The 23,070-nt window shown below is 72.4% G+C and carries 21 protein-coding genes and 1 tRNA gene; 10 read left to right on the forward strand and 12 right to left on the reverse strand.

Going from position 1 to position 23,070, the window contains the following annotated elements; genetic code table 11:
- Nucleotides 1–21 precede the first annotated feature (21 nt).
- From glpK to ACODT5_RS25410, 3 genes are all read left to right on the forward strand, one after another.
- Complete coding sequence (glpK, locus tag ACODT5_RS25400; RefSeq protein WP_422521558.1) at nucleotides 22–1,548, forward strand: glycerol kinase GlpK; 1,527 nt, start codon at nucleotides 22–24, stop codon at nucleotides 1,546–1,548.
- Nucleotides 1,549–1,593: 45 nt separating this feature from the next.
- Nucleotides 1,594–3,201: a glycerol-3-phosphate dehydrogenase/oxidase gene (locus ACODT5_RS25405; protein WP_422521559.1), complete on the forward strand. Its 1,608-nt coding sequence runs from the start codon at nucleotides 1,594–1,596 to the stop codon at nucleotides 3,199–3,201.
- A gap of 127 nt (nucleotides 3,202–3,328) precedes the next feature.
- Nucleotides 3,329–4,345: a PAC2 family protein gene (locus tag ACODT5_RS25410; protein WP_422521560.1), complete on the forward strand. Its 1,017-nt coding sequence runs from the start codon at nucleotides 3,329–3,331 to the stop codon at nucleotides 4,343–4,345.
- 247 nt (nucleotides 4,346–4,592) lie between these two features.
- Here the strand turns inward: ACODT5_RS25410 and mshC are convergent, their stop codons facing one another.
- The 4 genes from mshC to ACODT5_RS25430 all read right to left on the reverse strand — a co-directional run bounded on the left by mshC (nucleotide 4,593) and on the right by ACODT5_RS25430 (nucleotide 8,152).
- Complete coding sequence (gene mshC / locus ACODT5_RS25415; protein ID WP_422521561.1) at nucleotides 4,593–5,822, reverse strand: cysteine--1-D-myo-inosityl 2-amino-2-deoxy-alpha-D-glucopyranoside ligase; 1,230 nt, start codon at nucleotides 5,820–5,822, stop codon at nucleotides 4,593–4,595.
- 130 nt (nucleotides 5,823–5,952) lie between these two features.
- Nucleotides 5,953–6,798 carry an SCO1664 family protein gene (locus ACODT5_RS25420; RefSeq protein WP_422525024.1) on the reverse strand — a complete coding sequence of 282 codons (846 nt, stop codon included), beginning with the start codon at nucleotides 6,796–6,798 and terminating at the stop codon, nucleotides 5,953–5,955.
- Nucleotides 6,762–7,352: a DUF3090 domain-containing protein gene (locus tag ACODT5_RS25425; RefSeq protein ID WP_385373538.1), complete on the reverse strand. Its 591-nt coding sequence runs from the start codon at nucleotides 7,350–7,352 to the stop codon at nucleotides 6,762–6,764. Before ACODT5_RS25425 ends, ACODT5_RS25420 begins: the two co-directional genes overlap by 37 nt.
- Nucleotides 7,353–7,429: 77 nt before the next feature.
- A complete protein-coding gene (locus ACODT5_RS25430) occupies nucleotides 7,430–8,152 on the reverse strand; it encodes a histidine phosphatase family protein (RefSeq protein WP_422521562.1) in 723 nt (240 codons plus the stop codon).
- A 62-nt stretch (nucleotides 8,153–8,214) separates the two neighbouring features.
- Here ACODT5_RS25430 and corA point away from each other — a divergent pair, with 62 nt between their 5' ends.
- A complete protein-coding gene (corA, locus tag ACODT5_RS25435; protein WP_422521563.1) occupies nucleotides 8,215–9,198 on the forward strand; it encodes a magnesium/cobalt transporter CorA in 984 nt (327 codons plus the stop codon).
- A gap of 61 nt (nucleotides 9,199–9,259) precedes the next feature.
- Here the strand turns inward: corA and ACODT5_RS25440 are convergent, their stop codons facing one another.
- Together ACODT5_RS25440 and ACODT5_RS25445 are read right to left on the reverse strand one after the other, a co-directional pair.
- Nucleotides 9,260–10,042, reverse strand: coding sequence for a ferritin-like domain-containing protein (locus ACODT5_RS25440; RefSeq protein WP_422521564.1), 783 nt, complete (start codon nucleotides 10,040–10,042; stop codon nucleotides 9,260–9,262).
- 248 nt (nucleotides 10,043–10,290) lie between these two features.
- Nucleotides 10,291–11,340, reverse strand: a complete 1,050-nt coding sequence (locus tag ACODT5_RS25445; RefSeq protein WP_422521565.1) for an LLM class F420-dependent oxidoreductase — start codon at nucleotides 11,338–11,340, stop codon at nucleotides 10,291–10,293.
- Nucleotides 11,341–11,440: 100 nt separating this feature from the next.
- Here ACODT5_RS25445 and ACODT5_RS25450 point away from each other — a divergent pair, with 100 nt between their 5' ends.
- Nucleotides 11,441–12,433: an aldo/keto reductase gene (locus tag ACODT5_RS25450; RefSeq protein ID WP_388504026.1), complete on the forward strand. Its 993-nt coding sequence runs from the start codon at nucleotides 11,441–11,443 to the stop codon at nucleotides 12,431–12,433.
- A gap of 296 nt (nucleotides 12,434–12,729) precedes the next feature.
- Complete coding sequence (locus ACODT5_RS25455; RefSeq protein ID WP_422525025.1) at nucleotides 12,730–15,078, forward strand: ATP-dependent DNA helicase; 2,349 nt, start codon at nucleotides 12,730–12,732, stop codon at nucleotides 15,076–15,078.
- Between the two features lie 88 nt (nucleotides 15,079–15,166).
- On the opposite strand, the gene ACODT5_RS25460 is transcribed toward ACODT5_RS25455, so the two are convergent.
- Nucleotides 15,167–15,850, reverse strand: coding sequence for a hypothetical protein (locus tag ACODT5_RS25460; RefSeq protein WP_422521566.1), 684 nt, complete (start codon nucleotides 15,848–15,850; stop codon nucleotides 15,167–15,169).
- A 47-nt stretch (nucleotides 15,851–15,897) separates the two neighbouring features.
- Here ACODT5_RS25460 and ACODT5_RS25465 point away from each other — a divergent pair, with 47 nt between their 5' ends.
- Nucleotides 15,898–16,086, forward strand: coding sequence for a DUF5703 family protein (locus ACODT5_RS25465; RefSeq protein ID WP_422521567.1), 189 nt, complete (start codon nucleotides 15,898–15,900; stop codon nucleotides 16,084–16,086).
- A 39-nt stretch (nucleotides 16,087–16,125) separates the two neighbouring features.
- Here the strand turns inward: ACODT5_RS25465 and ACODT5_RS25470 are convergent, their stop codons facing one another.
- From ACODT5_RS25470 to ACODT5_RS25480, 3 genes are all read right to left on the reverse strand, one after another.
- Nucleotides 16,126–17,040: a chaplin gene (locus ACODT5_RS25470; protein WP_422521568.1), complete on the reverse strand. Its 915-nt coding sequence runs from the start codon at nucleotides 17,038–17,040 to the stop codon at nucleotides 16,126–16,128.
- 176 nt (nucleotides 17,041–17,216) lie between these two features.
- On the reverse strand, nucleotides 17,217–17,450 hold the full coding sequence (chpH, locus tag ACODT5_RS25475) for a chaplin ChpH (RefSeq protein WP_250740333.1): 234 nt from the start codon (nucleotides 17,448–17,450) through the stop codon (nucleotides 17,217–17,219).
- A gap of 190 nt (nucleotides 17,451–17,640) precedes the next feature.
- Entirely contained in the window at nucleotides 17,641–18,966 is a 1,326-nt protein-coding gene (locus ACODT5_RS25480) for a M20/M25/M40 family metallo-hydrolase (RefSeq protein ID WP_422521569.1), read from the reverse strand.
- 169 nt (nucleotides 18,967–19,135) lie between these two features.
- On the opposite strand from ACODT5_RS25480, the gene ACODT5_RS25485 reads away from it, so the two are divergent.
- Nucleotides 19,136–19,223: transfer RNA gene (locus tag ACODT5_RS25485), tRNA-Leu, on the forward strand.
- Nucleotides 19,224–19,315: 92 nt separating this feature from the next.
- Nucleotides 19,316–19,675 carry a zinc ribbon domain-containing protein YjdM gene (locus tag ACODT5_RS25490; protein ID WP_422521570.1) on the forward strand — a complete coding sequence of 120 codons (360 nt, stop codon included), beginning with the start codon at nucleotides 19,316–19,318 and terminating at the stop codon, nucleotides 19,673–19,675.
- 66 nt (nucleotides 19,676–19,741) lie between these two features.
- Here the strand turns inward: ACODT5_RS25490 and ACODT5_RS25495 are convergent, their stop codons facing one another.
- Together ACODT5_RS25495 and ACODT5_RS25500 are read right to left on the reverse strand one after the other, a co-directional pair.
- Entirely contained in the window at nucleotides 19,742–21,325 is a 1,584-nt protein-coding gene (locus ACODT5_RS25495; RefSeq protein WP_422521571.1) for an APC family permease, read from the reverse strand.
- Nucleotides 21,326–21,416: 91 nt separating this feature from the next.
- A complete protein-coding gene (locus tag ACODT5_RS25500) occupies nucleotides 21,417–22,364 on the reverse strand; it encodes a hypothetical protein (RefSeq protein WP_422521572.1) in 948 nt (315 codons plus the stop codon).
- A gap of 228 nt (nucleotides 22,365–22,592) precedes the next feature.
- Between ACODT5_RS25500 and ACODT5_RS25505 the strand changes: the two genes are divergently transcribed.
- Nucleotides 22,593–23,024, forward strand: coding sequence for an ASCH domain-containing protein (locus tag ACODT5_RS25505; RefSeq protein WP_422521573.1), 432 nt, complete (start codon nucleotides 22,593–22,595; stop codon nucleotides 23,022–23,024).
- Nucleotides 23,025–23,070 lie beyond the last annotated feature (46 nt).

Below are 23,070 nucleotides of genomic sequence, written 5' to 3' on the forward strand. Positions count from 1 at the left end.
CACCTGCCAGGAGCAGCCACCATGACCACGAGCACCGGCCCCTTCATCGCCGCGATCGACCAGGGCACCACCTCCTCCCGCTGCATCGTCTTCGACCGTGACGGGCGCATCGTCTCGGTCGACCAGAAGGAGCACGCGCAGATCCTCCCGCAGCCGGGCTGGGTCGAGCACGACGCCACCGAGATCTGGACCAACGTCCAGGAGGTCGTCGCCGGGGCCCTGTCCAAGGGCGAAATCGACCCGGCCGAAGTCAAGGCCGTCGGCATCACCAACCAGCGCGAGACCACCCTCCTGTGGGACCGCCACACCGGCGAGCCGGTCCACAACGCGCTGGTCTGGCAGGACACCCGTACCGACGCCCTGTGCAAGGAGCTCGGCCGCAACGTCGGCCAGGACCGCTTCCGCCGCGAGACGGGCCTGCCGCTCGCCTCGTACTTCGCCGGCCCGAAGATCCGCTGGCTGCTCGACAACGTCGAGGGCCTGCGCGAGCGCGCCGAGGCCGGGGACATCCTCTTCGGCACCATGGACTCCTGGGTCATCTGGAACCTGACCGGCGGCGCCCAGGGCGGCGTGCACGTCACCGACGTCACCAACGCCTCGCGCACCATGCTGTTCAACCTGCACACCATGGCCTGGGACGAGCGCATCGCCGAGTCCATGGAGGTGCCGCTGAACGTCCTCCCGGAGATCAAGTCCTCCGCCGAGGTCTACGGCCACGTCAAGGAGGGCGTCCTCGCGGGCGTCCCGGTCGCCTCGGCGCTCGGCGACCAGCAGGCCGCGCTGTTCGGCCAGACCTGTTTCGCCGAGGGCGAGGCCAAGTCCACCTACGGCACCGGCACGTTCATGCTGATGAACACCGGCGACAAGATCATCAACTCCTACAGCGGCCTGCTGACCACCGTCGGCTACCAGATCGGCGACCAGAAGCCGGTCTACGCGCTGGAGGGCTCCATCGCCGTCACCGGCTCGCTCGTCCAGTGGATGCGCGACCAGATGGGCATGATCAAGACCGCGGCCGAGATCGAGACCCTGGCCTCCTCCGTCGAGGACAACGGCGGCGCGTATTTCGTGCCCGCCTTCTCCGGCCTGTTCGCCCCGTACTGGCGCTCCGACGCCCGCGGTGTGATCGCCGGCCTCACCCGGTACGTCACCAAGGCGCACATCGCCCGTGCCGTCCTGGAGGCCACCGCCTGGCAGACCCGCGAGATCACCGACGCCATGACCAAGGACTCGGGCGTCGAGCTCGCCGCCCTCAAGGTCGACGGCGGCATGACCTCCAACAACCTGCTGATGCAGACCCTCTCCGACTTCGTGGACGCCCCCGTGGTGCGCCCGATGGTCGCCGAGACCACCTGCCTCGGCGCCGCCTACGCCGCCGGCCTGGCCGTCGGCTTCTGGCCCGACACCGACGCCCTGCGCGCCAACTGGCGCCGCGCGGCGGAGTGGACCCCGCGGATGCCCGCCGAGCAGCGGGAGCGCGAATACAAGAGCTGGCTCAAGGCCGTCGAGCGGTCCATGGGCTGGGTCGACGACGAAGACGCCAGCTGACCGCACGGCCGGCGCACTGCGACGAGTAAGTAGGAGTCAACGGACATGAGCACCCTGCAGAGCGTTCCCACCCTGGGCACGCACCCGACCGCCGGTTCGAACGCGAGCCGCGCCGAGACCCGTGAGCAGCTGGCGAAGGCCACGTACGACCTGCTGGTCATCGGCGGTGGGATCCTGGGCACCTCGGTGGCCTGGCACGCCGCGCAGTCGGGTCTGCGGGTCGCCATGGTGGACGCCGGCGACTTCGCCGGCGCCACCTCCTCGGCCTCCTCCAAGCTCGTCCACGGCGGCCTGCGCTACCTGCAGACCGGTTCGGTCAAGCTGGTCGCCGAGAACCACCACGAGCGCCGGGTGCTGGCCAAGGACGTGGCCCCGCACCTGGTCAACCCGCTCACCTTCTACCTCCCGGTGTACAAGGGCGGTCCGGTGGGCGCGGCGAAGCTGGGCGCGGGCGTGTTCGCGTACTCGGCGCTGTCGGGCTTCGGCGACGGCATGGGCAAGATCATTTCTCCGGCCCGTGCCGCCGCCGACAACCCGGGTCTCAAGACGGACGGCCTCAAGGCCGTAGCCGTCTACTACGACCACCAGATGAACGACTCCCGCGTCGCCGTCATGACGGTCCGCGCGGCCGTCGAGTCGGGTGCGGTCGTCCTGAACCACGCCGAGGTCACCGGGCTGCGCATGACGCGCGGCCGGGTCTCGGGCGCCGAGCTCAAGGACCGCCTGGACGGCACCGAGTTCGGTGTGGACGCCCGCGTGGTGCTGAACGCCACCGGCCCGTGGGTGGACCACCTGCGGCGCATGGAGGACAAGCACTCCATGCCCTCGATCCGCCTGTCCAAGGGCGCGCACATCGTGATGAAGCGCAAGTCGCCGTGGAAGGCCGCCATGGCCACCCCGATCGACAAGTACCGCATCACCTTCGCCCTGCCGTGGGAGGACCAGCTGCTGCTGGGCACCACCGACGAGGTGTACGACGGCGACCCGGCGGACGTGCGGGCCACCGAGGGCGACATCCAGCAGATCCTGGACGAGGCGGCCTTCTCGGTGAAGGACGCCGATCTGGACCGCTCGCTGATGACGTACGCCTTCGCGGGCCTGCGCGTGCTGCCCGGCGGCCCCGGCGGGGTGGAGAAGGCCAAGCGCGAGACGGTCGTCTCCGAGGGCGCGGGCGGCATGCTGTCGGTGGCCGGCGGCAAGTGGACCACGTACCGGCACATCGGCCGCGTGGTCATGGACAAGCTGGCCAAGCTTCCGGGCAGCCCGCTGACCGACGACATGGAGCCGCTGAAGTCCCTCGTACGACGGATCGCGCTGCCCGGTGTCGCCAACCCGAACGCGGTGGCGCACCGGCTGCTCGTGGACCGCGAGCCGGGCTCCCGGATGGACCCGCTGACCGCGCGCCACCTGGCCTCGCACTACGGCTCGCTCGCCTTCGACATCGCGCGGATCGCCAACGAGGACCCGGCGCTGGCCGAGCGCATCCACCCGGACGGTCCGGAGATCTGGGCGCAGGTCGCCTACGCCCGCGACAACGAGTGGGCCGAGACGGCCGACGACGTGCTGCGCCGCCGTACGACGGTGACGGTCCGCGGCCTGGACAGCGCCGAAGTGCGCGGCCGGGTCGAGGAGATGCTGGCGCACAAGGCATAAGCGGTGGCGTGAACGGGCAGAGGGGCGGTTCCAGGGGGAACCGCCCCTCTGTCGTGGGCTGTGGCCGGTGCCTCATCAAGGCTTAGGCTGACCCACGTACACAAGGGAACTTCGGAAGGAGACCTGGGTGATCGAGCTTGAGGGCGTGCCCGAGCTGATCGACCCGGTCATGGTGGCCGCGTTCGAGGGCTGGAACGACGCGGGTGACGCGGCCTCCGGTGCGGTCGCACACCTGGACCGGGAGTGGAAGGGCGAGGTCTTCGCGGCTCTGGACGCCGAGGACTACTACGACTTCCAGGTCAACCGGCCGACGGTGTGGCTGGACAACGGGGTACGGAAGATCACGTGGCCGACGACCCGGCTCTCGGTGGTCCGGATCGGCGGGACCAAACCGCGCGACCTGGTGCTGGTGCGGGGCATCGAACCGTCCATGCGGTGGCGTTCGTTCTGCAACGAGATCCTGGGCTTCGCCCACGAGCTGGGCGTGGAGATGGTCGTCATCCTGGGGGCGCTGCTGGGCGACACCCCGCACACGCGCCCGGTGCCGGTCAGCGGGGTGACCTCGGACGCGGATCTGGCGCGGACGATGGACCTGGAGGAGACCAAGTACGAGGGGCCGACCGGGATCGTGGGCATCCTCCAGGAGGCCTGCACCCATGCCGGGGTGCCGGCGGTGTCCCTGTGGGCGGCGGTGCCGCACTACGTGTCCCAGCCGCCGAACCCGAAGGCGACGCTCGCACTGCTCAACCGGCTGGAGGATCTGATCGACATCCGGATCCCGCTGGGCGAACTCCCCGAGGACGCGCGGGCGTGGCAGCTGGGCGTGGACCAACTGGCCGCCGAGGACTCCGAGGTGGCGGAGTACGTCCAGACGCTGGAGGAGGCTCGGGACACGGCGGATCTGCCGGAGGCTTCGGGCGATGCCATTGCCCGGGAGTTCGAGCGGTACCTGCGGCGGCGGGATCCTTCCGCCGCGGCGGAGCCGGGTGACGGGTCGTATCTGCGGGACACCTCCGGTGGTATGCCGCGTCCGCCGAAGCGGAAGGCGGAGCCGTCCTCCGGATCCGGGGACGAGCCTTCGGCTCCTCCGGCGGCCGCGCCGGACCAGGAAGAGACGCCTGACGAGACGCCTCCGGAGGCGTAGCCCGTGCGGGGGGCGGGGCGGGGGGATTTTCTCCCCGCCCCGCCCTTTCGCCGTATCCCGGGGCTCCGCCCCGGACCCCGCTCCTCAAACGCCGGAGGGGCTGGGATTGCCTGACGGCAGTCCCAGCCCCTCCGGTTGCGTCCAGCGCCTCCGGCTGTATCCAGCCCCGCAGGGGAAAATCCAGCCCCGCCGGCGTTTGAGGCGCGGGGGTCCGGGGGCGGAGCCCCCGGCAACGGCGCCGCGCGTTCTACAGGGCCACGCCGAGCAACGCGTCAACCGTGCGGGACACGAGACCCGGGGCCGACTCGTCGTCGCCGTCGGAGACGAGCTGGCGCTCGACCCAGCGATCCACCGCCGCGAGAGCAGCAGGGGCGTCGAGGTCGTTGGAGAGGGCCTCGCGGACCTCCTCGACCAGGTCGTCCGCCGCGATGCCGTCGGGGCGGGAGACGGCCGCGCGCCAGCGCTCCAGGCGGGCCACCGCCTCCGCGAGGACCGCGTCGGTCCACTCCCAGTCCGCGCGGTAGTGGTGCGAGAGCAGGGCCAGGCGGATCGCCGCCGGGTCCACGCCCGCCCGCCGCAGGGCCGATACGAAGACCAGGTTGCCCTTGGACTTCGACATCTTCTCGCCGTGCAGCGCGACCATCCCGGCGTGTACGTACGCCTTGGCCATCGGGAACTCGCCCGTCAGCACCTGGGCGTGCGAGGCGCCCATCTCGTGGTGCGGGAAGGCGAGGTCGGAGCCGCCGCCCTGGATGTCGAAGGTCATCCCCAGGTGGTCCAGGGCGATGGCCACGCACTCGATGTGCCAGCCGGGCCGGCCGCGGCCCAGCGAGCCGCCGTCCCAGCTCGGCTCGCCCGGGCGGGCCGCCATCCACAGCATCGGGTCGAGCGGGTTCTTCTTGCCCACCCGGTCCGGGTCGCCGCCCCGCTCGGCCGAGAGCAGCCGCATCGCCTCGGCGTCCAGGTTGGACACCTTGCCGAAGTTCGGGTCGGACTCCACCGAGAAGTAGACGTCGCCGTCCAGCTCGTAGGCGGCGCCCGCGTCCCGCAGCCGCTCGACCAGCGGCACGATGCCGGGTATGGCCTCGACGGCGCCGATGTAGTGCTGCGGGGGCAGCATCCGCAGTGCGGTCATGTCCTCGCGGAAGAGAGCCGTCTCGCGTTCGGCGAGCTCGGTCCAGTCCTGGTTGTCACGCAGGGCCCGCTCCAGCAGTGGATCGTCGACGTCCGTGACGTTCTGGACGTAGACGACCTGCCGCTTGGTGTCGAGCCACACGCGCTGCACGAGGTCGAACGCGTTGTAGGTCGCCGCGTGACCGATGTGCGTCGCGTCGTACGGGGTGATCCCGCAGACGTATATACGGGCGACGGGACCGGGGGCGAGGGTGATCGCCCCTTGGGTCGCGGTGTCGTGGATCTGGAGGTCGCGGCCCTTGCCAGGCAGGGCGGGGACCTCAGAAGCGGGCCAGGCATGCATGTCTCGAGCCTAACCGGACGAGTGTTCCTCAAACGAACCGGACCTGCACTGTTGTCCGGATAGGCACTCTTGCGCCACGGCTGGTTCTATGCGTTCGTCCCGCTGCGGGCCGCGGCCGGCCGCGGCCCGGTCAGACGGGCGGCCACGGGATCGCGGGCCACTGTCCCGAAGGCTGCGGATGCTTCCCGGTGCGCAGCAGCAGGGCCACACGGGCCCGTACGGCGGCCAGCTCGGCGGTGGTGACCAGTTCGGCCAGTCGGGTGGCGAGGGGCTGCCCGGCGGCCAGGGCGGCCTCCAGGGCGGTCAGGACGGCGCCCGCTTCGTCCGTCAGCGGCTCCCCCGCCCAGCCCCACAGGAGGGTGCGCAGCTTGTCCTCGGTGTGGAAGGTCACTCCGTGGTCGATGCCGTAGAGCCGTCCGTCGGGGGCCGGCAGCAGGTGGCCGCCCTTGCGGTCGCCGTTGTTGATCACGGCGTCGAGGACGGACATCCGGCGCAGCCGTTCGTCGTCGGCGTGCACGAGGAGCGCGGTGCGTCCCTCGCCGACCTCGGCGAAGGCGACGGGCCTCCAGCCCTCCCCCGCCTCCTCGCCGTCCACGAGGGCGAGCAGTTCCGCCTCCGGGGACTCCCCCGTCTCGATCCACTGCTGGACCATGCCCTCGCCGTACGGTCCGTCGCGCAGCACGGTCGGGGGCACCAGCCCCCAGCCGGTGGCCTCGGAGATCAGGTACGCGGCGACCTCGCGCTGGGCGAGGTTCCCGTCGGGGAAGTCCCACAGCGGGCGCTCGCCCTTGACCGGTTTGTACACGCAGTCGGTGCTCGCGCCCCCGTGGGTGACCTTGCACAGCAGGACGGCGTTGGACGCCTCCCGGATCCGGCCGACGACGGTGAGTTCCCCGTGGGCCAGCAGCGCTTCCAATTCCGGCGTTCCCCCCGTTGCGTTCACGCCTGGCGCCGGTAGCCGTTCTGGCGCGGGCAGACGTGCCCTTCGGGGTCCAGCGGGAGGCTGCACAGCGGGCACGGCGGGCGGCCCGCGTTGACCACGTCCAGGGCCCGCTTGGTGAAGGCCCGGGCCTGGGCGCCGGTGAGGCGCACGCGCAGCATCGGCGGCCCGTTCTCCTCGTCCTGGAGCAGCCGCTCCTCCGCCTCGGCGAGGTCCTCGTCCGAGTCGGCGTCGAGCTCCACCAGGGCCTGCGCCTCGACGATCATGCGCTGGTCCTCGCCGTCCCAGGCCAGGGCCATGGTGCCGACGCGGAACTCCTCCTCGACGGGGACGTCGAGGGGTGCGGTGTCGGTCGCCTCGGCGGGGGCCACGGCCGGGACGGGGGCATTGCCCCCGGTGCGCCGTACGACCTCGTCCAGCAGTTCTTCCATCCGCTCCGCGAGCGCCGCCACCTGGGTCTTCTCCAGGGAGACGCTGGTGACGCGGGGGCCGGTGGAGGCCTGCAGGAAGAACGTACGGCGTCCAGGCAGGCCGACCGTGCCGGCCACGAAACGGTCCGGTGGGTCGTAGAGGAACACCTGACGGGGCACGTCCAGTCTCCAAGCGTCGGCAGCAGGGGCAGGGCTGCGCCCATGGGTTGGCCCGTCCACCCTACTGCGCCGTTCGATCACACCGCGCCCGCACCACCCCCTACGACCGCCTCGCCGCCCGCTTCCGCGGCGTCCTCGGCCGCCGCGGGGTCTGGCGAAGCGCTCTCGCGGGGTGCGAGGGAGGCGAAGTCGCCGGTGTCGCCGAGCCGGAGCAGGAAGGGGCGGGTCGGCGTGTAGCGGATGGCGGTGACCGAGCAGGGGTCGACGTGGATCCGCTGGAAGAGGTCCAGGTGCATGCCGAGGGCGTCCGCGACAAGGGACTTGATGATGTCGCCGTGCGAGCACATCAGGTACACGGCGTCGGCGCCGTGCTCCTCCTCGATCCGCGCGTTCCAGTCGCGGACGGCGTCCACGGCGCGGGCCTGCATGGCGCGCATGGACTCGCCGCCGGGGAAGGCGGCGGCCGAGGGGTGCTGCTGGACGATGCGCATCAGCGGTTCTTCGGACAGTTCGGAGAGTTTGCGGCCCGACCAGTCGCCGTAGTGGCACTCGCCGATCCGCTCGTCGGTGTGCAGCGGGAGACCGGGCCGGGCCGCCAGCAGCGGGGCCAGGGTCTCGGCGCACCGCTCCAGCGGGCTGGTGACGGCTGCGGCGAGGGGCACGGCGGCGAGCCGCCCGGGCAGCGCGGCGGCCTGTGCGGCTCCGTGCTCGTCGAGGGTCACCCCCGGGGTCCATCCGGCGAGCAGCCCTGCGGTGTTGGCGGTGGACCGCCCGTGTCGTACGAGGATCAGCGTGGCCATGGCAGAAGGGTAAGCGGTGTCGCCGGTGTGCGGTCGGGGCCCGGGCAGGGAACAATGCGCGAGTGATTGTGGACTGCGCCATGTACCGCGAAGGCCGCCGCTCCGAGGCGCCCGACGACTTCTCCGATGCCCTCGACGAGGCGCGGGCCACTGGCGACGCCTTCCTCTGGGTGGGCATGCACGAGCCGACGGAGAAGGAATTCGAGCACGTCAGCCAGGAGTTCGGGCTGCACCCGCTGGCGGTGGAGGATGCGCTGACCGCGCACCAGCGGCCGAAGATGGAGGTCTACGACGATTCGCTCTTCGTGGTCCTCAAGCCCGTGTTGTACGACGACGCCTCGGACACGGTGACCACGGGCGAGCTGATGGTGTTCATCGGCGACTCCTTCGTCGTCACGGTCCGCCACGGCGAGGGGGCCGCGCTGGCCGCCGTGCGCCACCGGCTGGAGCAGGATCCCGAGGTGCTCAGGCACGGCCCCACGGCGGTGCTGTACGCGGTCTCGGACGCGGTGGTGGACCACTACATCGAGGTGGCCGCGGAGCTGCAGGCGGATCTGGAGGAGCTGGAGGCGGAGGTCTTCTCGCCGAACCCGGCGGACAGCAAGAACACCGCCGCCCGGATCTACGGGTTCAAGCGGCAGGTCCTGGAGTTCCGCCGGGCCACGAGTCCGCTGCTGCAGCCGATGGACCGGCTCGCCTTCGGGAACGTGCCCTTCGTGCACGAGCGCTCCCAGCCGTTCTTCCGGGACGTCGCCGACCACCTGACGAAGGCGAACGAGTACGTCGAGGGCCTGGACCGGCTGCTGTCGGACGCGCTGGCCGCGCACCTGGCGCAGATGGGCGTCCGGCAGAACGACGACATGCGCAAGATCTCCGCCTGGGCGGCCATGGCGGCCGTCCCGACCATGGTGGCGGGGATCTACGGGATGAACTTCGAGCACATGCCGGAGCTCAAGCAGCGCTGGGGCTATCCGCTGGTGGTGCTGGTGATGGTGACCCTGTGCGTGGGCCTGCACCGGATGTTCAAGCGGCGCGGCTGGCTCTAGGCGGGCCGGGCTCGGGCGGGCAGGGCAGGGCTCGGGCGGGCCGGCTCGGGCCCGCCCGGGCTCAGGCGAATTCGGGCGTCGCGGCGCCGCTGAGGGCGCCCAGCCGCTCCGGCATGCGCAGGTCGATCATCCGGTGCCAGCCGCTGAACCGCTCGTACGCGTACATCCCGCGGATCCCGGCGGCGAGCACGGCCGCCTTCGGGGCGGGCCAGCGCAGCAGCCGGCCCATGTGGTCCATGACGGCGAGGCTGACGTCGCGGTACACGGCGATCTCCGCGAGGGCGCTCTCGCGCAGGACCCGGTGGATGACCGGCCCGTGGCCCTCGCGGGCGAGGCGCAGCAGTTCCTCGTGGCAGTAGGCGAGGTGGTTGTCCTCGTCGTGGCTGATCATGCGGATGGCCCTGCCGACCTCGGGGTGGTCGCCGAAGTACTTGACCAGCATGTCCATCTGATCGGCGGCGCGCTGTTCGGTGACCCGGCTGTGCGCCAGGTAGACGACGATGTCCTTCTCGGTCAGGGGCTCGTCGCGGCGGAGCTTCTCGTGTGCGAGGCCGATGCCGCGCCGCTCCAGCAGCATCGTGTAGTCGGTCTCGGGCGGGACCGGAACGGGCGGCAGGCCGCGCTTGCGCAGCAGGGCGTTGAAGATCCGGCCGTGTTTGTCCTCGTCGGCGCCGTGCCGGGTGATCTTGGGCGCGAGGTCGCGCATGCCGTCGGGGACCAGGGCCGCGATCCGGGCGTTCTCCCAGCCGCCCTGGTTCTCCCCGCTGGCGGCGATGGAGCAGAACAGCTGGAAGGAGTCGTCATTCTCGACGATCTCCTGGAACAGGCTGCGGGCAGAGAGCATGTACCGAGTCAAACTCCGCACGCCGGGGCGGGCAACCCACGGGGCGCGCTACTCGTCCGAATGAACGAACCCCCGAGATGGCCCGCGGCGCGTAACCCGCGGGCCGCCCGGCGCGTTGTTGGCGGTGTCGGCCGTGGCGGGGAAGACCCCCCGAGCCCCCACCACGGCCGCAGAACCTCATCTCCACGCCGCCCTCGCACTGCTCCGCAGGCTTCGGGCGGCTGCGCCGGACTCCGTCCGGCCACCGCTCAGGCCAGGCCCGCGAGCTCCATGGCCTCCACGCCGGCCCGCAGGGCGGCGGTCCGCTCCTCCAGGGTGAAGCCGGCCGGCGCGAGCGTCAGGGTGGTGACCCCGGCCTCGGCGTAGGCCTTCATACCGTCGGCGATGCGCTCCACGGATCCCAGCAGGGTGGTGGAGTCGATCAGCGAGTGCGGGACCGCGGCGGCCGCGCCCTGCTTGTCACCGGCCAGGTACTTGTCCTGGACCTCGGCGGCTTCCTTCTCGTAGCCCATGCGCTGGGCCAGCTGGTTGTAGAAGTTCTGCTTGCGGCTGCCCATGCCGCCCACGTACAGGGCGGTGTACGGGCGGAACATGTCGGCGAGCCCGGCCACGTCCTCGCCGAGGGCCAGCGGCACGGTCGGGCAGACGTCGAAGCCGTCCATCGTCAGCCCGGCCTTCTCGCGGCCCGCCCGGATGTGGGTGAGGGCGGTGGCCTCCAGGTGCTCGGCGGCCGGGAAGATCAGCAGGGCGCCGTCGGCGATCTCGCCGGTCTGCTCCAGGTTCTTCGGGCCGATCGCGGCGATGTAGAGCGGGATGTGCTCGCGCTCGGGGTGCACGGTCAGCTTGAGCGGCTTGCCCGGCCCGCCGGGCAGCGGCAGCGTCCAGTGCTCGCCCTCGTAGCTGAGCCGTTCGCGGGTCATCGCCTTGCGGACGATCTCCACGTACTCACGGGTCCGCGCGAGCGGCTTGTCGAACTTCACGCCGTACCAGCCCTCGGAGACCTGGGGTCCGGAGACGCCGAGGCCGAGCCGGAAGCGGCCCTTGGTGAGCGAGTCGAGGGTGGCGGCCGTCATGGCCGTCATGGCGGGCTGGCGGGCCGGGATCTGCAGGATGGCGGAGCCGACGTCGATGCGCTCGGTCTGGGCGGCGACCCAGGCGAGCACGGTCGGCGCGTCGGAGCCGTAGGCCTCCGCGGCCCAGCAGACGTCGTAGCCGAGGCGGTCGGCCTCCTGCGCCACGGCCAGGTTGTCGGCGTCCATGCCAGCGCCCCAGTAGCCGAGATTGATGCCGAGCCGCATAAGTCGTCCCCTTACCCGTGTACCGATCAGTAACGTAGGTCTGCGGGGACTGTAGCGCGCCCGACTGTCCCGCGTCAGTGCGGCAGTAGTCTCAGCCCTCATGGAGCAGAGGCATCTCGGCCGCACCGGACTGCGCGTCTCCCGGATCGGTCTCGGCACACTGACCTGGGGCCGGTCGGCGGACGGACCGGACGAGGCGGAAGCGGCCGCGCAGTTGAAGACGTTCTGGAACGCGGGCGGCACGCTCGTGGACACCGCGGACGTGTACGGGGGCGGGGAGGCGGAGTACCTCCTCGGGCAGTTGATCGGTTCCGTCGTCCCGCGGCGGGATCTGGTGATCGCGACGAAGGCGGGCGGGGTCGCGGATCCGGACCGCCGCTTCGACGCCTCGCGCGGCCATCTCCTCGCCGCCCTGGACGACTCGCTGGCCCGTCTGGACACGGACTACGTCGACCTCTGGCAGGTGCACGCCTTCGACCCGTGGACCCCGCTGGAGGAGACCCTCCAGGCACTGGACATCGCGGTGAGCAGCGGCCGGGCGCGGTACGCGGGCGTGTCGAACTTCAGCGGCTGGCAGCTCGCGAAGGCGGCGACCTGGCAGCTCGCGGCGCCGGGCGTACGCACCCGGCTGGCGTCGACGCAGATGGAGTACTCCCTGCTCCAGCGCGGCGTGGAACGGGAGGTGGTCCCGGCCGCGCTGGACCTGGGACTGTCCCTCCTCCCCTCTTCCCCCCTCGGCCGGGGCGTCCTGACGGGCAAGTACCGCAGCGGCACCCCGGCGGACTCCCGGGGCGCGTCCGAAACCCTGGCGGCCTTCGTGGACCCGTACCTGGACGAGCCGGCGAGCCGCATTGTGGACGCGGTCGCGACGGCCGCGCACGGCCTGGCGGTGACCCCGCTCCAGGTGGCCCTGGCGTGGGTCCGGGACCGCCCCGGGGTGGCCGCGCCGATCGTCGGCGCGCGCACGTCGGCGCAGCTCGGGCAGGCCCTGTCGGTGGAGGCCCTTAGTCTTCCGGAGGAGATCCGCCAAGCGCTGGACGACGTCTCGGCGCCCGTCCACCGCTACCCCGATCAGGACTGGAGCACTTTGTGAGCGACACCGCCGCCGCGGCAGAACCGGCCGACCCGGCCCGGGAGCACACGCCCGCCGCCGCGGAAGCCGACCCGACCCCGGAGCCCGGCGACCCCGCGACCACGAACGCCCCCCAGTCAGACGAGCCCGCCGCCGCCACCCCCCACCCGGAGCCGGCGCCGCCCGGCGAAGCCGGGGAAGACGACGCCCAGGTGGCGCAGAACCTGCCCGGCGCAGCCGGGGACGGCAACACCGACACGGAGGCCCCGCCGTCCGGGGCAGCCGAGGACGGGGACGGGGACGCACAGGCGGAGGCCATGTCCGGCGCAGCCGAGGACGGTGACACCAACACGGAGGCCCCGCCGGCCGGCGAAGCCGGGGACGGCGACGCGCAAGCGGAGAGCCTGTCCGACGCAGCCGGGGACGGGGACGCGCAAGCGGAGAGCCTGTCCGACGCAGCCGGGGACGGTGACACCGGCACGGAGGCCCCGCCGGCCGGCGAAGCCGGGAGCGGGGACGGGGGGCCGGGGGCGGAGCCCCCGGTTTCGGGAAGGGGCGGGGTGGGGGAAAGCCCCGCAGGGCCCACCGACGGCGACACGGACGCCGACCCAGACGCGGAGGCGGGCGCGGAAGCGGAAGCGGAAGCGGCCGACGGGACCGGCGGGGACGCCGCCACCGGGGCCGCCGCGGACGGGGCCGCCGAGGCCAAGCCTCAGCTCAGCGAAGCCGCCGCGGAACTGGCCGCCCAGAAGATCGAGCGGGAGCGCATCGCCCGCCGCAAGGCGGAGCGCGAGGCCCCCGTGGAGGCCGGCGCCAAGCTCAGCGGCACGGCCGCCGACCTGCTGGCCGCCGTACGGGCCGTGGAGAGCGGCGGCAAGCCCCCCACCGTGTTCGACGCTCCCCCGGCGCCCCGCCGGCCGGAGCCCGCTCCGGCGCCCGCCCCGGCGCGCACCCCCGCACCCGCTCCCGCGCCGCAGGCAACCGCCCCCTCCCCCGACGCCGTCCAGGCGATCCGCGCCGTCCTGGCCAGGGGCGGAGCCCCCGAGGCCCTCGCCCCGCAGACCGCCGCCGCCCTCGGAGAGGACGCGGCCGAGCAGCTCGCCGAGTCCCCCTGGCGGCTGCTGGCCGTCGCCGGGGTCCGCCCGACCCAGGCCGACGGGTTCGCCCGCGCCCTGCTCGGCGCCGGGGCGAGCGGCCCCGGGGACGAGCGGCGGGCCGCCGCCCTGGTGGCCTGGCTGCTGGCGCAGGCCGCCGCCAAGGGCCACACCGTGCTGGAGGCCCCCACCCTGGAGGCGGCCCTCGCCCAGTACGGCGTACCGGACCCCGCGGAGGCCCTGGAGGCGGCCGTGGGCGAGGGCGCCGCGCTGGCCTTCGAGGAGCCGGTCGGTCCGCCCGTCGGGGAGTCCACCGAGGAGGCAGAACAGCCCGTACGGATCCTGGTGGGCCTGGAGGGCTCCGCCATGGCCGAGGAGAGCCTCGCCGAGGGCCTGGCCCGGCTCGCCAACACCTTCACGGACCCCGCCGACTGGGACAAGGCCGCCACCGGCACCGGCGCCGAGCTGATCCGCGCCGCCGCCGGGCACGGCCTGGTCACCCACACCGGCGGCGAGGCCGCCCGCGCCGAACCCCGCGCCCTGCTCGCGGCCGCCCGGGAGTTCGGCCTGCGGGCCTGCCTGGCCGCGCACGCCCCCGCCGAGGGGACCGTCACCGTGGCGGGCCTGCTGGGCGGCACCGAGGGCCCCGGGCGGGACGCGGACGGGCAGTTCGCGCTGGACCTGCTCATCGTCCTGGACGCCCCGCAGCTGGACGTGGAGACGGCCGCCGCGCTCGTGGAGTCGGTCCCCGACGGGGCCCGACTGGTGCTGTCCGGCGACCCCGCGGTGCTCGGCTCCGCCGGTCCCGGCCGGGTCTTCGCCGATGTGCTCGCGGCCCGTGCCTGCCCGCAGCTCGTCTCCCGGATCCCGGACCCGGGCCCGATCGGCGAGCTGGTCTCGGGCGTCGGCGTCGGGGAGCTGAACCAGGTCGACGCCCCCGGCAAGGAGGTCGTCATCGTCCCGGTCCGCGACGCCGGGGAGGCGGTGCACCGCACCGTGCAGCTGGTCGCCGAGTCGGTGCCCCGCGCCTTCGGGATCCCGGCGGACGCCGTCCAGGTGATCACCCCGGGCCACGGCGGCCCGGCGGGCACCCGTGCGCTCAACGCGGCCCTCAAGGAGCGGCTGAACCCCGGCCCCGGCCGGTTCGGCGGCTTCGACCCCGGTGACCGGGTGGTCCACGTGCCCTCCGCCGGGCGGGCGCTGCCGGCCCGCGTGGTGTCGGCCGACGCGCAGGGGCTGCACCTGGCCGGAGCCGCGGGCGCGCGGATCGTCGTACCGAAGGAGCGGGTGGAGTCGCAGGTGCGGCACGGCTGGGCCGTGACGGCGCACCAGGCCGTCGGCTCGCGCTGGCCCGCGGCGGTCGTCGTGCTGCCCGGGGACGCCGCTCAGGCCCTGTCGCGGGACTGGGTGTACACGGCCTTCGGCCGGGCCGAGCGCCACCTGTCGGTGGTGCACGGGGTGGACCAGGCGCTGCCGCGCGCGGTCGCGGAAGTGCCCGCGAAGCCCCGTACGACCCGGCTGGCGGGTCTGTTGCAGGCGCTCGTGGCATCGGCGGCGGCGGAGCCCCGCTGACGGAACGCACCGCGGCCCCCGTCCCGGGTGGGACGGGGGCCGCGGTGCGTTCCGTACGAGCTGTCGTGAGGGGCGGGCCGGGCCGGGGTCAGGCCGGGGTCAGACCCCGCTCGGCCGGCGCGCCGTCCTGGGCCCCCTCGGCGTCCTCCGCGTCCTCGGCGTAGTCACCCTCGTCTTCCTCGTCGAAGACCGAGCTGACGTCGAACCGGTGCATGACGTCCTGCGGATCGATGTGCGCGAAGGGCGTGCCGAGCCACTCCCCCGGCTCCGCGACCTCTTCCGAAGCGGCGATCCACAGCGTGGAATCGCCCTCCTCCAGCCCGAAGTCCTTGGCGCGGGAGGCGATTTCGTCCGGCTCGTACTCGCCGAAGAGAACGCCGAGCGCGTCGGCGGTGCCGCCGTCGTGGTCGAGTTCGGCGTCGCGGTCGTGCGCGACGACGCGTTCGGCCTGGGCGATCAGGCGCGCCGGCTCGGCGACGGCGTAGTCACGGCGGATGAGCACGCTGAACGCGGCGGGTTCGGCGGGGCCGGTGTACGGGAGCCCGTCCTCGGGGGTGGGGATCTCGAACGGAGTGACCTCGTCGTAGCGGTCGTAGAGGAGCTCGTCGTACTCCTCGGCGGCGGCGGCGAGTTCGTTGAACGCGGCGTAGACGTCCGGATCATCGTCCCCGATCCTGCTCTCGACCGCGGCGAGGTGACGGTCGAGCGCGGCCTTGACCGCCTCGGCGGCGGCGCGTACCTCGGCAACAGTGGGCAGAGCGGCATCAGACATAGTGCAGACGCTATCCGTAGCGGGGCTCTCGCGGCACAATAGATGCGATGCCGGAATACGAATTTGTCGACTTGTACGTGCCCCGCGGGGTTCCACGTCAGGAAACGACCCGCCTGCTGACAGAACGTGCCGAGTACGGGCATTGGGAGCTCGACCGGCTGACCCTGCTTCGGGACGGCAGTCGCCGCGTGCGACTGCGCCGCCGGATCATCCGCCAGGTCCGCGCGACCTGGTGACGCGGGCCCCTGGGGCGGGGCCCGCGCACTGAGGAACCGTCAGGCCGCGCTGCGCGCCCGGCGGTAGAGCACGGCGCCGGCCAGCAGCATGCCCGCGGCGAGGGGAACTCCGACGGTGAGGACGTCACCGGAGCCCGTGGCGGCGAGTCCCCCGGCCGGGGTTGAAGCACCCCCGGGAGTGGCGCCCGTCCCCTGGGCGGGATGCGTCACGGGGGTCACCGATCCGGTGCCGGGCCCCGTACCGGTACCCGCCCCGGGACCGCCGGGAGTCCCGGGCTGCTGCCCGGCACCCGGACCACCGGGGTTGCCCCCGCTACCGGGGTTGCCCTCGCTGCCAGGACCTCCGGGGTTGCCGTCGCCGCCAGGACCTCCGGGGTTGCCGTCGCCGCCAGGACCTCCGGGGTTGCCGTCGCCGCCGGGACCGCCCGGGTTGCCGTCACCCCCAGGCCCCCCGGGGTTGCCGCCACCCCCAGGACCGCCCGGGTTGCCGGCGCCGCCGGGACCGCCGGGGTTCTCGTTGCCTCCAGGACCATCCGGGTTGCCGTGGCCCCCGGGGCCGTCCGGGTGTTCCAGATGCCCCGGGCCGGTGTCCTCGTCGCACGGCTCGTCCGGGTTGCCCGGGTGTTCGGGGTGCTGCGGATGCTGCGGATGTTGTGGGTGCTGCGGGTGGTCCGGGTGCCGCGGGTGTCCGGATCGGTCCGGGAGGTTCGCGCAGCGGTTTCCGAAGGCCGGATTCAGGGCCCCCACCACCGTCACCGTGTTCCCGCAGGCGTTCAGCGGCGCGTCCACGGGTGCCTCGAGGGCGTTCCCGGACAGCAGTCCCGGTGAGTGTTCGGCGCGGCCCCGGGCGTCGGAGTCCGCGTGTGCGTAGCCCCCTCCGAGCGCGAGCAGACCCCCCGCGGCCGCCATGGTGATCAAGGTCTTCCTGCCGGTGACCTGTACCTGTCGTCGCATCTGTACTTCGTCCCCTGGTGTGTGCGTCGTGCACGCTCACGCACGTGCACGCCCGATCGGCGCACTGGCAGCACAGGCTCCCCCGCCCGGTACGCCGAAAGATCGTCATCGGGCCCTTAAAACCCGGCAGCCCCGGAGCGCTGGAATGCGCTCCGGGGCCGAGAACTTCAGAAACGTCAGGCGTTGACGCAGGTGTTGCCGAAAGCCGGGTTCAGCAGGCCGATCACGGAGATCGTGTTACCGCAGACGTTCACGGGAACGTGGACCGGAACCTGGACGACGTTGCCGGACAGGACACCGGGGGAGCCGATGGCCGCACCCTGGGCACCCGCGTCGGCGACAGCCAGACCCGCACCCGCGAGAACCAGACCACCGGTGACAGCCGCAGCGGCGGCAACCTTCTTGAGCATTGTTCCTCCTAGTAGGCAAGCGCGGTCCCAGCCGCGGACCGCACCACCTGTAACGAGGAGGGATCACCGGGGCTACGAGCGTATGAGCGCATTCACTCTTCTCAGTGGATTCCGCACACCTTCTCGATTCCTGGGCGTTAGCTACGCCGCGTTCCGCCGCACGCCCGCCACCCGCCCGTCCCCGCCCGTCTCAGGACTCGTCGATGAACCGGTCGAGGACCCGTACGCCGAACTTCAGACCCTCCACCGGCACCCGCTCGTCCACCCCGTGGAACATCCCGGCGAAGTCGAGCTCCGGCGGAAGCTGGAGCGGAGCGAAGCCGAAGCAGCGGATGCCGAGGTCGTCGAAGGACTTGGCGTCCGTACCGCCGGAGAGCATGTACGGGACCGCGCGGGCGATCGGGTCGTGCGCCTTCAGGGCGGTCTGCATGGCGTCCACGAGCTTGCCGTCGAAGCCCGTCTCCAGCGCCTTGTCCGCGTGGACGTCCTCCCGCTTCACGCGCGGCCCGAGGATCCGGTCGAGGTCGGCGAAGAACTCGTCCTCGTAGCCCGGCAGGAAGCGGCCGTCCACGTGGGCGGTGGCCTGGCCGGGGATGACGTTGACCTTGTAGCCGGCGCCGAGCATGGTCGGGGCGGCGGAGTTGCGCAGGGTCGCGCCGACCATCTTGGCGATGCCGCCGAGCTTGACGAGCGTGGCGTCCATGTCGTCCGGGTCGAGCGGGGTGCCCAGCGCGTCCGAGAGCTCGTCCAGGAAGTGCCGGACGGTCTTGGTGACGCGTACGGGCCAGGTGTGGCGGCCCAGGCGCCCGACGGCCTCGCAGAGCTCGGTGATGGCGTTGTCGTTGTTGGTCATGGACCCGTGGCCGGCGGTGCCCTCGACCGTCAGGCGCATCCAGTGCATGCCCTTCTGGGCGGTCTCCACCAGGTACAGCCGCAGGTTCTCGTTCACGGTGAAGGAGAAGCCGCCGACCTCGCCGATCGCCTCCGTCACCCCCTCGAAGAGGCCGGGGTGCTTGTCGACGAGGTACCGGGCGCCGTAGGTGCCGCCCGCCTCCTCGTCGGCGAGGAAGGCCAGCACGATGTCGCGCGGGGGCTTGCGGCCGCTGCGCATGCGGTCGCGCACGACGGCCAGCGTCATCGCGTCCATGTCCTTCATGTCGACCGCGCCGCGGCCCCAGACGCAGCCGTCGGCGATCTCGCCGGCGAAGGGGTCGTAGGTCCAGTCGGCGGCGTTGGCCGGGACCACGTCGGTGTGCCCGTGGATCAGCAGGGCCGGCCGCGAGGGGTCCTCGCCCTCGATCCGCGCCACGGTCGAGGCGCGCCCCTTGTGCGATTCGAAGATCTGCGGCTCCAGCCCGACCTCGGCGAGCTGCTCCGCGACCCACTCGGCCGCCTTGCGCTCGCCGGGCCCCGAGTGGTCCCCGTAGTTGCTGGTGTCGATCCGGATGAGGTCCCGGCAGAGGTCGACGACCTCGTCCTCGCCGGAGACGGTCCTGCCCGCGCCCGATTCGCTCACGCTGCTTCCTCCCACTGATCAGTACCGAACTGACTCCATCCTCGCGCCCCGGGCCGCTTCCCCCCAAGGGCGATCCCCGGCCGACGGGGGGTGTGATCGAGGACCCCGGAATGTTTGGTAATGTTTTCCACGTCGGAACGGCCCGCGAGGGACGCGAGACAGACACCTTGTCCGGGTGGCGGAATGGCAGACGCGCTAGCTTGAGGTGCTAGTGCCCTTTATCGGGCGTGGGGGTTCAAGTCCCCCCTCGGACACCAAGCGAGAACCCCACTTCACGTGGGGTTTTCTGCGTTTGGCGGCAGCTTCGGCACGGAGAATCCCGATGGGCGGTTCGGGATATTCTGTCCGGGTGAATGAGAATCTTCCTCCTTGTCCCAAATGTTCCTGCGAGTACACCTACGAGATGAACGCGCTCGTGGTGTGCCCCGAGTGCGGTCACGAGTGGGTGCCCGCCGAGAGTGACGCCGAGGGCGGCGGGGATGCCGGCGAGCAGGTCGTGAAGGACGCCGTCGGGAACGTGCTGAACGACGGCGACACCGTGACCGTCGTCAAGGCGCTCAAGGTCAAGGGCAGCCCCTCGGGGATCAAGGCCGGTACCAAGGTGCGCAACATCCGGCTCATCGACGGGGTCGACGGACACGACATCGACTGCAAGATCGACGGGTTCGGGGCCATGCAGCTGAAGTCCAGCGTGGTCAAGAAGGCCTGAGCTCGGCTCGGCGTACGAAGAGGGGCCCCGCCGTGGCGGGGCCCCTCTTCGTGCGTCCGGTACGGGTCAGTCGCGCGGGGCCGGGATCGTGGCCCCGGCCGGCTCCGACTCCGACTCCGCCGCCTGGTCGAGGCGGAAGGCCTCGTTGCCCAGGCCGATGCGGGCGTGCACCGCGGGGCGGGCGGAGCGCAGGAAGAGCCCGTACGCCAGGCCCACGACGGCGGCGGCGCCGATGATGCCGGGCAGGGCCCAGCTCAGCGCGGAGCCCTCCGCGGCGCCGACCAGGACGCCGAAGTCCTTGACCGTGTAGACGGCGATGGCGAGCAGCGCGAGGCCGGCCAGGCCTGCCGCGCCGAGCCGCCAGAGCTGGGCTCCGGCGGTGCCGCGGCGGACGAAGAAGGCGATGACCGCGAGGGAGGCGGTGGCCATGAGGAGGGTCACGCCGAGGGCGCCGACGCTTCCCATCCAGGTGAACAGGTGCAGGACGGGCACGGTGGGGTCGCCGGCCGGCGTGTCGTCGGTGAGGGCGAAGGCCAGGACGACCACGACGGAGATCACGGTCTGCAGGAGCGAGCCGGTGGCGGGGGCGCCGGTGCCGGCGTTGGTGCGGCCGAAGGCGGCCGGGAGCAGGCCCTCGCGGCCCATGGCGAAGGCGTAGCGCGAGACGACGTTGTGGAAGCTGAGCATCGCCGCGAACATGCCGGTCACGAAGAGGATGTGCAGGACGTCGGTGAAGGTGGTGCCCAGGCGGCTCTCGGTGAGCTGGAAGAGCAGTCCGGGACCGGCTTCGGCGGAGGCCTTGACCACCTCGGCGGGGCCGGTGGCGACGGACAGGGCCCAGGCGCTGAGGGCGAAGAAGAGGGCGACGAAGCCGACGGCGAGGAACATCACCCGGGAGACGACGATGTGCGGCCTGCTGGTCTCCTCGGCGTACACCGGGGACTGCTCGAAGCCGACGAAGGCGGCGATGCAGAAGCACAGGGCGGTGCCGAGGCCCGCGCCGGTGAGGGTCTCGGGGTTGAAGGCGTGCAGGGAGAGGCCTTCGGGGCCGGGCTTGCCGAGGGCGGCGACGTCGAAGACGACGACGAGGAGGACCTCGATGAGCAGGAGGACGCCGAGGACCTTGGCGTTGAGGTCGATCTTGAGCCAGCCGAGGGCGCCGGTGAGCGCGACGGCGGCCAGGGCCGGTATCCACCAGGCGAGTTCGGTGTCGAGGTAGGTGGCGAAGAGGCCGGAGATCTCGAAGCCGAGGATGCCGTAGACGCCGACCTGCATGGCGCTGTAGGCGACGAGGGCGACGAGCGAGGCGCCGGCGCCGGCGGTGGGGCCGAGTCCGCGGGCGATGTAGGCGTAGAAGGCGCCGGCGTTGTGGACGTGCCGGCTCATCTCGGCGTAGCCGACGCTGAAGAGGGCGAGGACGGCGCCGAGGATCACGAACAGCAGGGGCTGTCCGACGATGCCCATGACCCCGAAGGTGGTGGGCATGACACCGGCGACGACCATCAGGGGCGCGCTAGCGGCGAGCACGGAGAGCAGGAGCCCGGCGGTGCCGAGACGGTCGGCGCGCAGGGCGCGGTCCTGGCCCTTGTACGTACGGATCTCGGCCTGGCCGGCCGGGTCGTTGAGCGTGGTGGATCTGCCCGTCGGCATGGCGGGGTGTCCTTTCGGGGCGGGGACTGAGCGGTGCTTGCTGGGCGGTGCTTGCTGAGCTGTTCTGGCTGAGCTGTTCTGGCTGAGCTGGTCAGGCGGTGCCGAGCGCGGCGCTGCGTGCGGCGAGGAAGGCCTTGTGTGGATCGAGGTCCGGGTAGGACCACGGGGCCTGGGTGGCGTGGCTGCCGATGCGCTGGAAGAGGGCGGCGGCCTCGGCGGGGCGGCCCTCGCAGAGCTTGGCGTGGGCGAGGAAGTTGAGGTCCACCCGGTTGCGGGGGTGGTCCTCGCGCTCCCACTCCAGCCACCAGTCGAAGGCGGCGCGCAGCACCTGGCGGGCGCGGCGGCCGGACCAGTGCTCCGCTCCGGCGTCGGGGGCGTGACCCTGCCCGGCGGCGAGGACGCGGTAGCGCTCGGCGTGGGCGATGACGGGGAGGACGGCGAGCGGTGAGTCGGCCGGGGATTCCTCGGCGGCCCAGGCGGCGAAGTCGTAGACCTCGTGGAGCGGGTCGCGGCCGGCTGCGGGGGCCCGTTCGGCCAGGCGGGAGACCATCAGGTGGTGGGCGTGGTGGTGTTCGCGGTGGCGGGCCCGGACCTGGTCGAAGTGGCGGCTGAACTCCTCTTCGGTGCCGAAGGCGCGGGTGAGGAGGAGCAGGCCGAGCCAGGGGGTGGGGTCGGCCGGGAGCAGGGCCGCGGCGCGGCGGCAGGCCTCCTCGGCGGCCTCGGGGGTGCCCTTGTGGCGCAGGGCGGCGAAGACGGCCGCGCAGGCGAGGAGGGTGACGGCGTCGGCGCTCTCCGGTTCGGCGAGGAGCCACTCGCGGGCCCACGCGGTGGCGGCCGGGGTTTCGCCGAGGACGACGAGGCGGTGCCCGCGGCGGTCCCAGTCGTCACCGGTGGCGACGAGCAGGGTGCGGGCCTTGGCCCAGCGGCCCTGGGTGAACTGCGCGCGGACGTCGACGAGTTCCGAGTCGCAGAGGGCGGGGTCGAAGAGCTGGGCGTCCCGCTTGCGGGCGCGGCCGAGGGGCGGCGGAGGGGGCGACATCCGCGGGTTTCCCTCCAGGACGCGGGCGGTTGGACGGTGTGGCTGGAAGATCACGCACAGCAAAGCGGTACGCACAGCTCCGAGTCAAGGTCCAGTCCACTGCGTGGCTCGTTTCAACTGGTCTTTGTGACATGCGAGTTGATGCAGTTGTTCCGGTTCGTGACAGGTTGTCGGCAGGGCGCGTCTCCGTTCGGGCCGGCTCGCCCGCAGGACCGTAGGGTGGAATCCATGACTGCCTACGACGATCTCCCGCCCATCGAGTTCGCCTTCCCCGGGCCACTGCGCGACCTGCTGGTGGCGGCGGTCCTGAGCGGCGCCAAGACGACGACCACGGGAGTCCTCGCCGACTACGAGGCAGCGGGGGACCCGCTGCCGGTGGCGGGCGAGATGATGGTGATCGTGGACTCCGCCGAGCGTCCGGTGGGTGTCCTGGAGGTGACGGACGTACAGGTGCTGCGGCTGGCGGACGTGGGGTTGCGGCACGCGCTGGACGAGGGCGAGGGATTCACGTCCGTGGCCGAATGGCGCTCCGGGCACGAGGAGTTCTGGCACGGCCCGCAGATGCGGGAGGCCATCGGCGACCCGCACTTCACGGTCGACGACGACACCCCGGTCGTGGCGGAGCGGTTCCGTCTGGTGACCCGCCTGCCCCTGCCCTAGGAGGCAGGGCAGGGACAGGGGCAGGGGCAGGGGCAGGGGCAGGGGC

The sequence above is a fragment of the Streptomyces tatrensis genome, assembly GCF_049310065.1.
In the GTDB taxonomy this organism is placed as follows: Bacteria; Actinomycetota; Actinomycetes; order Streptomycetales; family Streptomycetaceae; genus Streptomyces.

What these genes read in the sequence shown, in the direction of transcription:
- ACODT5_RS25470 (WP_422521568.1), bottom strand. Translation starts at nt 17,040, where the DNA reads ATGCGACGACAGGTACAGGTCACCGGCAGGAAGACCTTGATCACCATG.
- ACODT5_RS25450 (WP_388504026.1), top strand. Translation starts at nt 11,441, where the DNA reads ATGGAGCAGAGGCATCTCGGCCGCACCGGACTGCGCGTCTCCCGGATC.
- mshC (WP_422521561.1), bottom strand. Translation starts at nt 5,822, where the DNA reads ATGCATGCCTGGCCCGCTTCTGAGGTCCCCGCCCTGCCTGGCAAGGGC.
- ACODT5_RS25440 (WP_422521564.1), bottom strand. Translation starts at nt 10,042, where the DNA reads ATGCTCTCTGCCCGCAGCCTGTTCCAGGAGATCGTCGAGAATGACGAC.
- ACODT5_RS25495 (WP_422521571.1), bottom strand. Translation starts at nt 21,325, where the DNA reads ATGCCGACGGGCAGATCCACCACGCTCAACGACCCGGCCGGCCAGGCC.
- ACODT5_RS25500 (WP_422521572.1), bottom strand. Translation starts at nt 22,364, where the DNA reads ATGTCGCCCCCTCCGCCGCCCCTCGGCCGCGCCCGCAAGCGGGACGCC.
- chpH (WP_250740333.1), bottom strand. Translation starts at nt 17,450, where the DNA reads ATGCTCAAGAAGGTTGCCGCCGCTGCGGCTGTCACCGGTGGTCTGGTT.
- ACODT5_RS25460 (WP_422521566.1), bottom strand. Translation starts at nt 15,850, where the DNA reads ATGTCTGATGCCGCTCTGCCCACTGTTGCCGAGGTACGCGCCGCCGCC.
- ACODT5_RS25455 (WP_422525025.1), top strand. Translation starts at nt 12,730, where the DNA reads ATGTCCGGCGCAGCCGAGGACGGTGACACCAACACGGAGGCCCCGCCG.
- ACODT5_RS25430 (WP_422521562.1), bottom strand. Translation starts at nt 8,152, where the DNA reads ATGGCCACGCTGATCCTCGTACGACACGGGCGGTCCACCGCCAACACC.
- ACODT5_RS25405 (WP_422521559.1), top strand. Translation starts at nt 1,594, where the DNA reads ATGAGCACCCTGCAGAGCGTTCCCACCCTGGGCACGCACCCGACCGCC.
- glpK (WP_422521558.1), top strand. Translation starts at nt 22, where the DNA reads ATGACCACGAGCACCGGCCCCTTCATCGCCGCGATCGACCAGGGCACC.
- ACODT5_RS25505 (WP_422521573.1), top strand. Translation starts at nt 22,593, where the DNA reads ATGACTGCCTACGACGATCTCCCGCCCATCGAGTTCGCCTTCCCCGGG.
- ACODT5_RS25445 (WP_422521565.1), bottom strand. Translation starts at nt 11,340, where the DNA reads ATGCGGCTCGGCATCAATCTCGGCTACTGGGGCGCTGGCATGGACGCC.
- ACODT5_RS25465 (WP_422521567.1), top strand. Translation starts at nt 15,898, where the DNA reads ATGCCGGAATACGAATTTGTCGACTTGTACGTGCCCCGCGGGGTTCCA.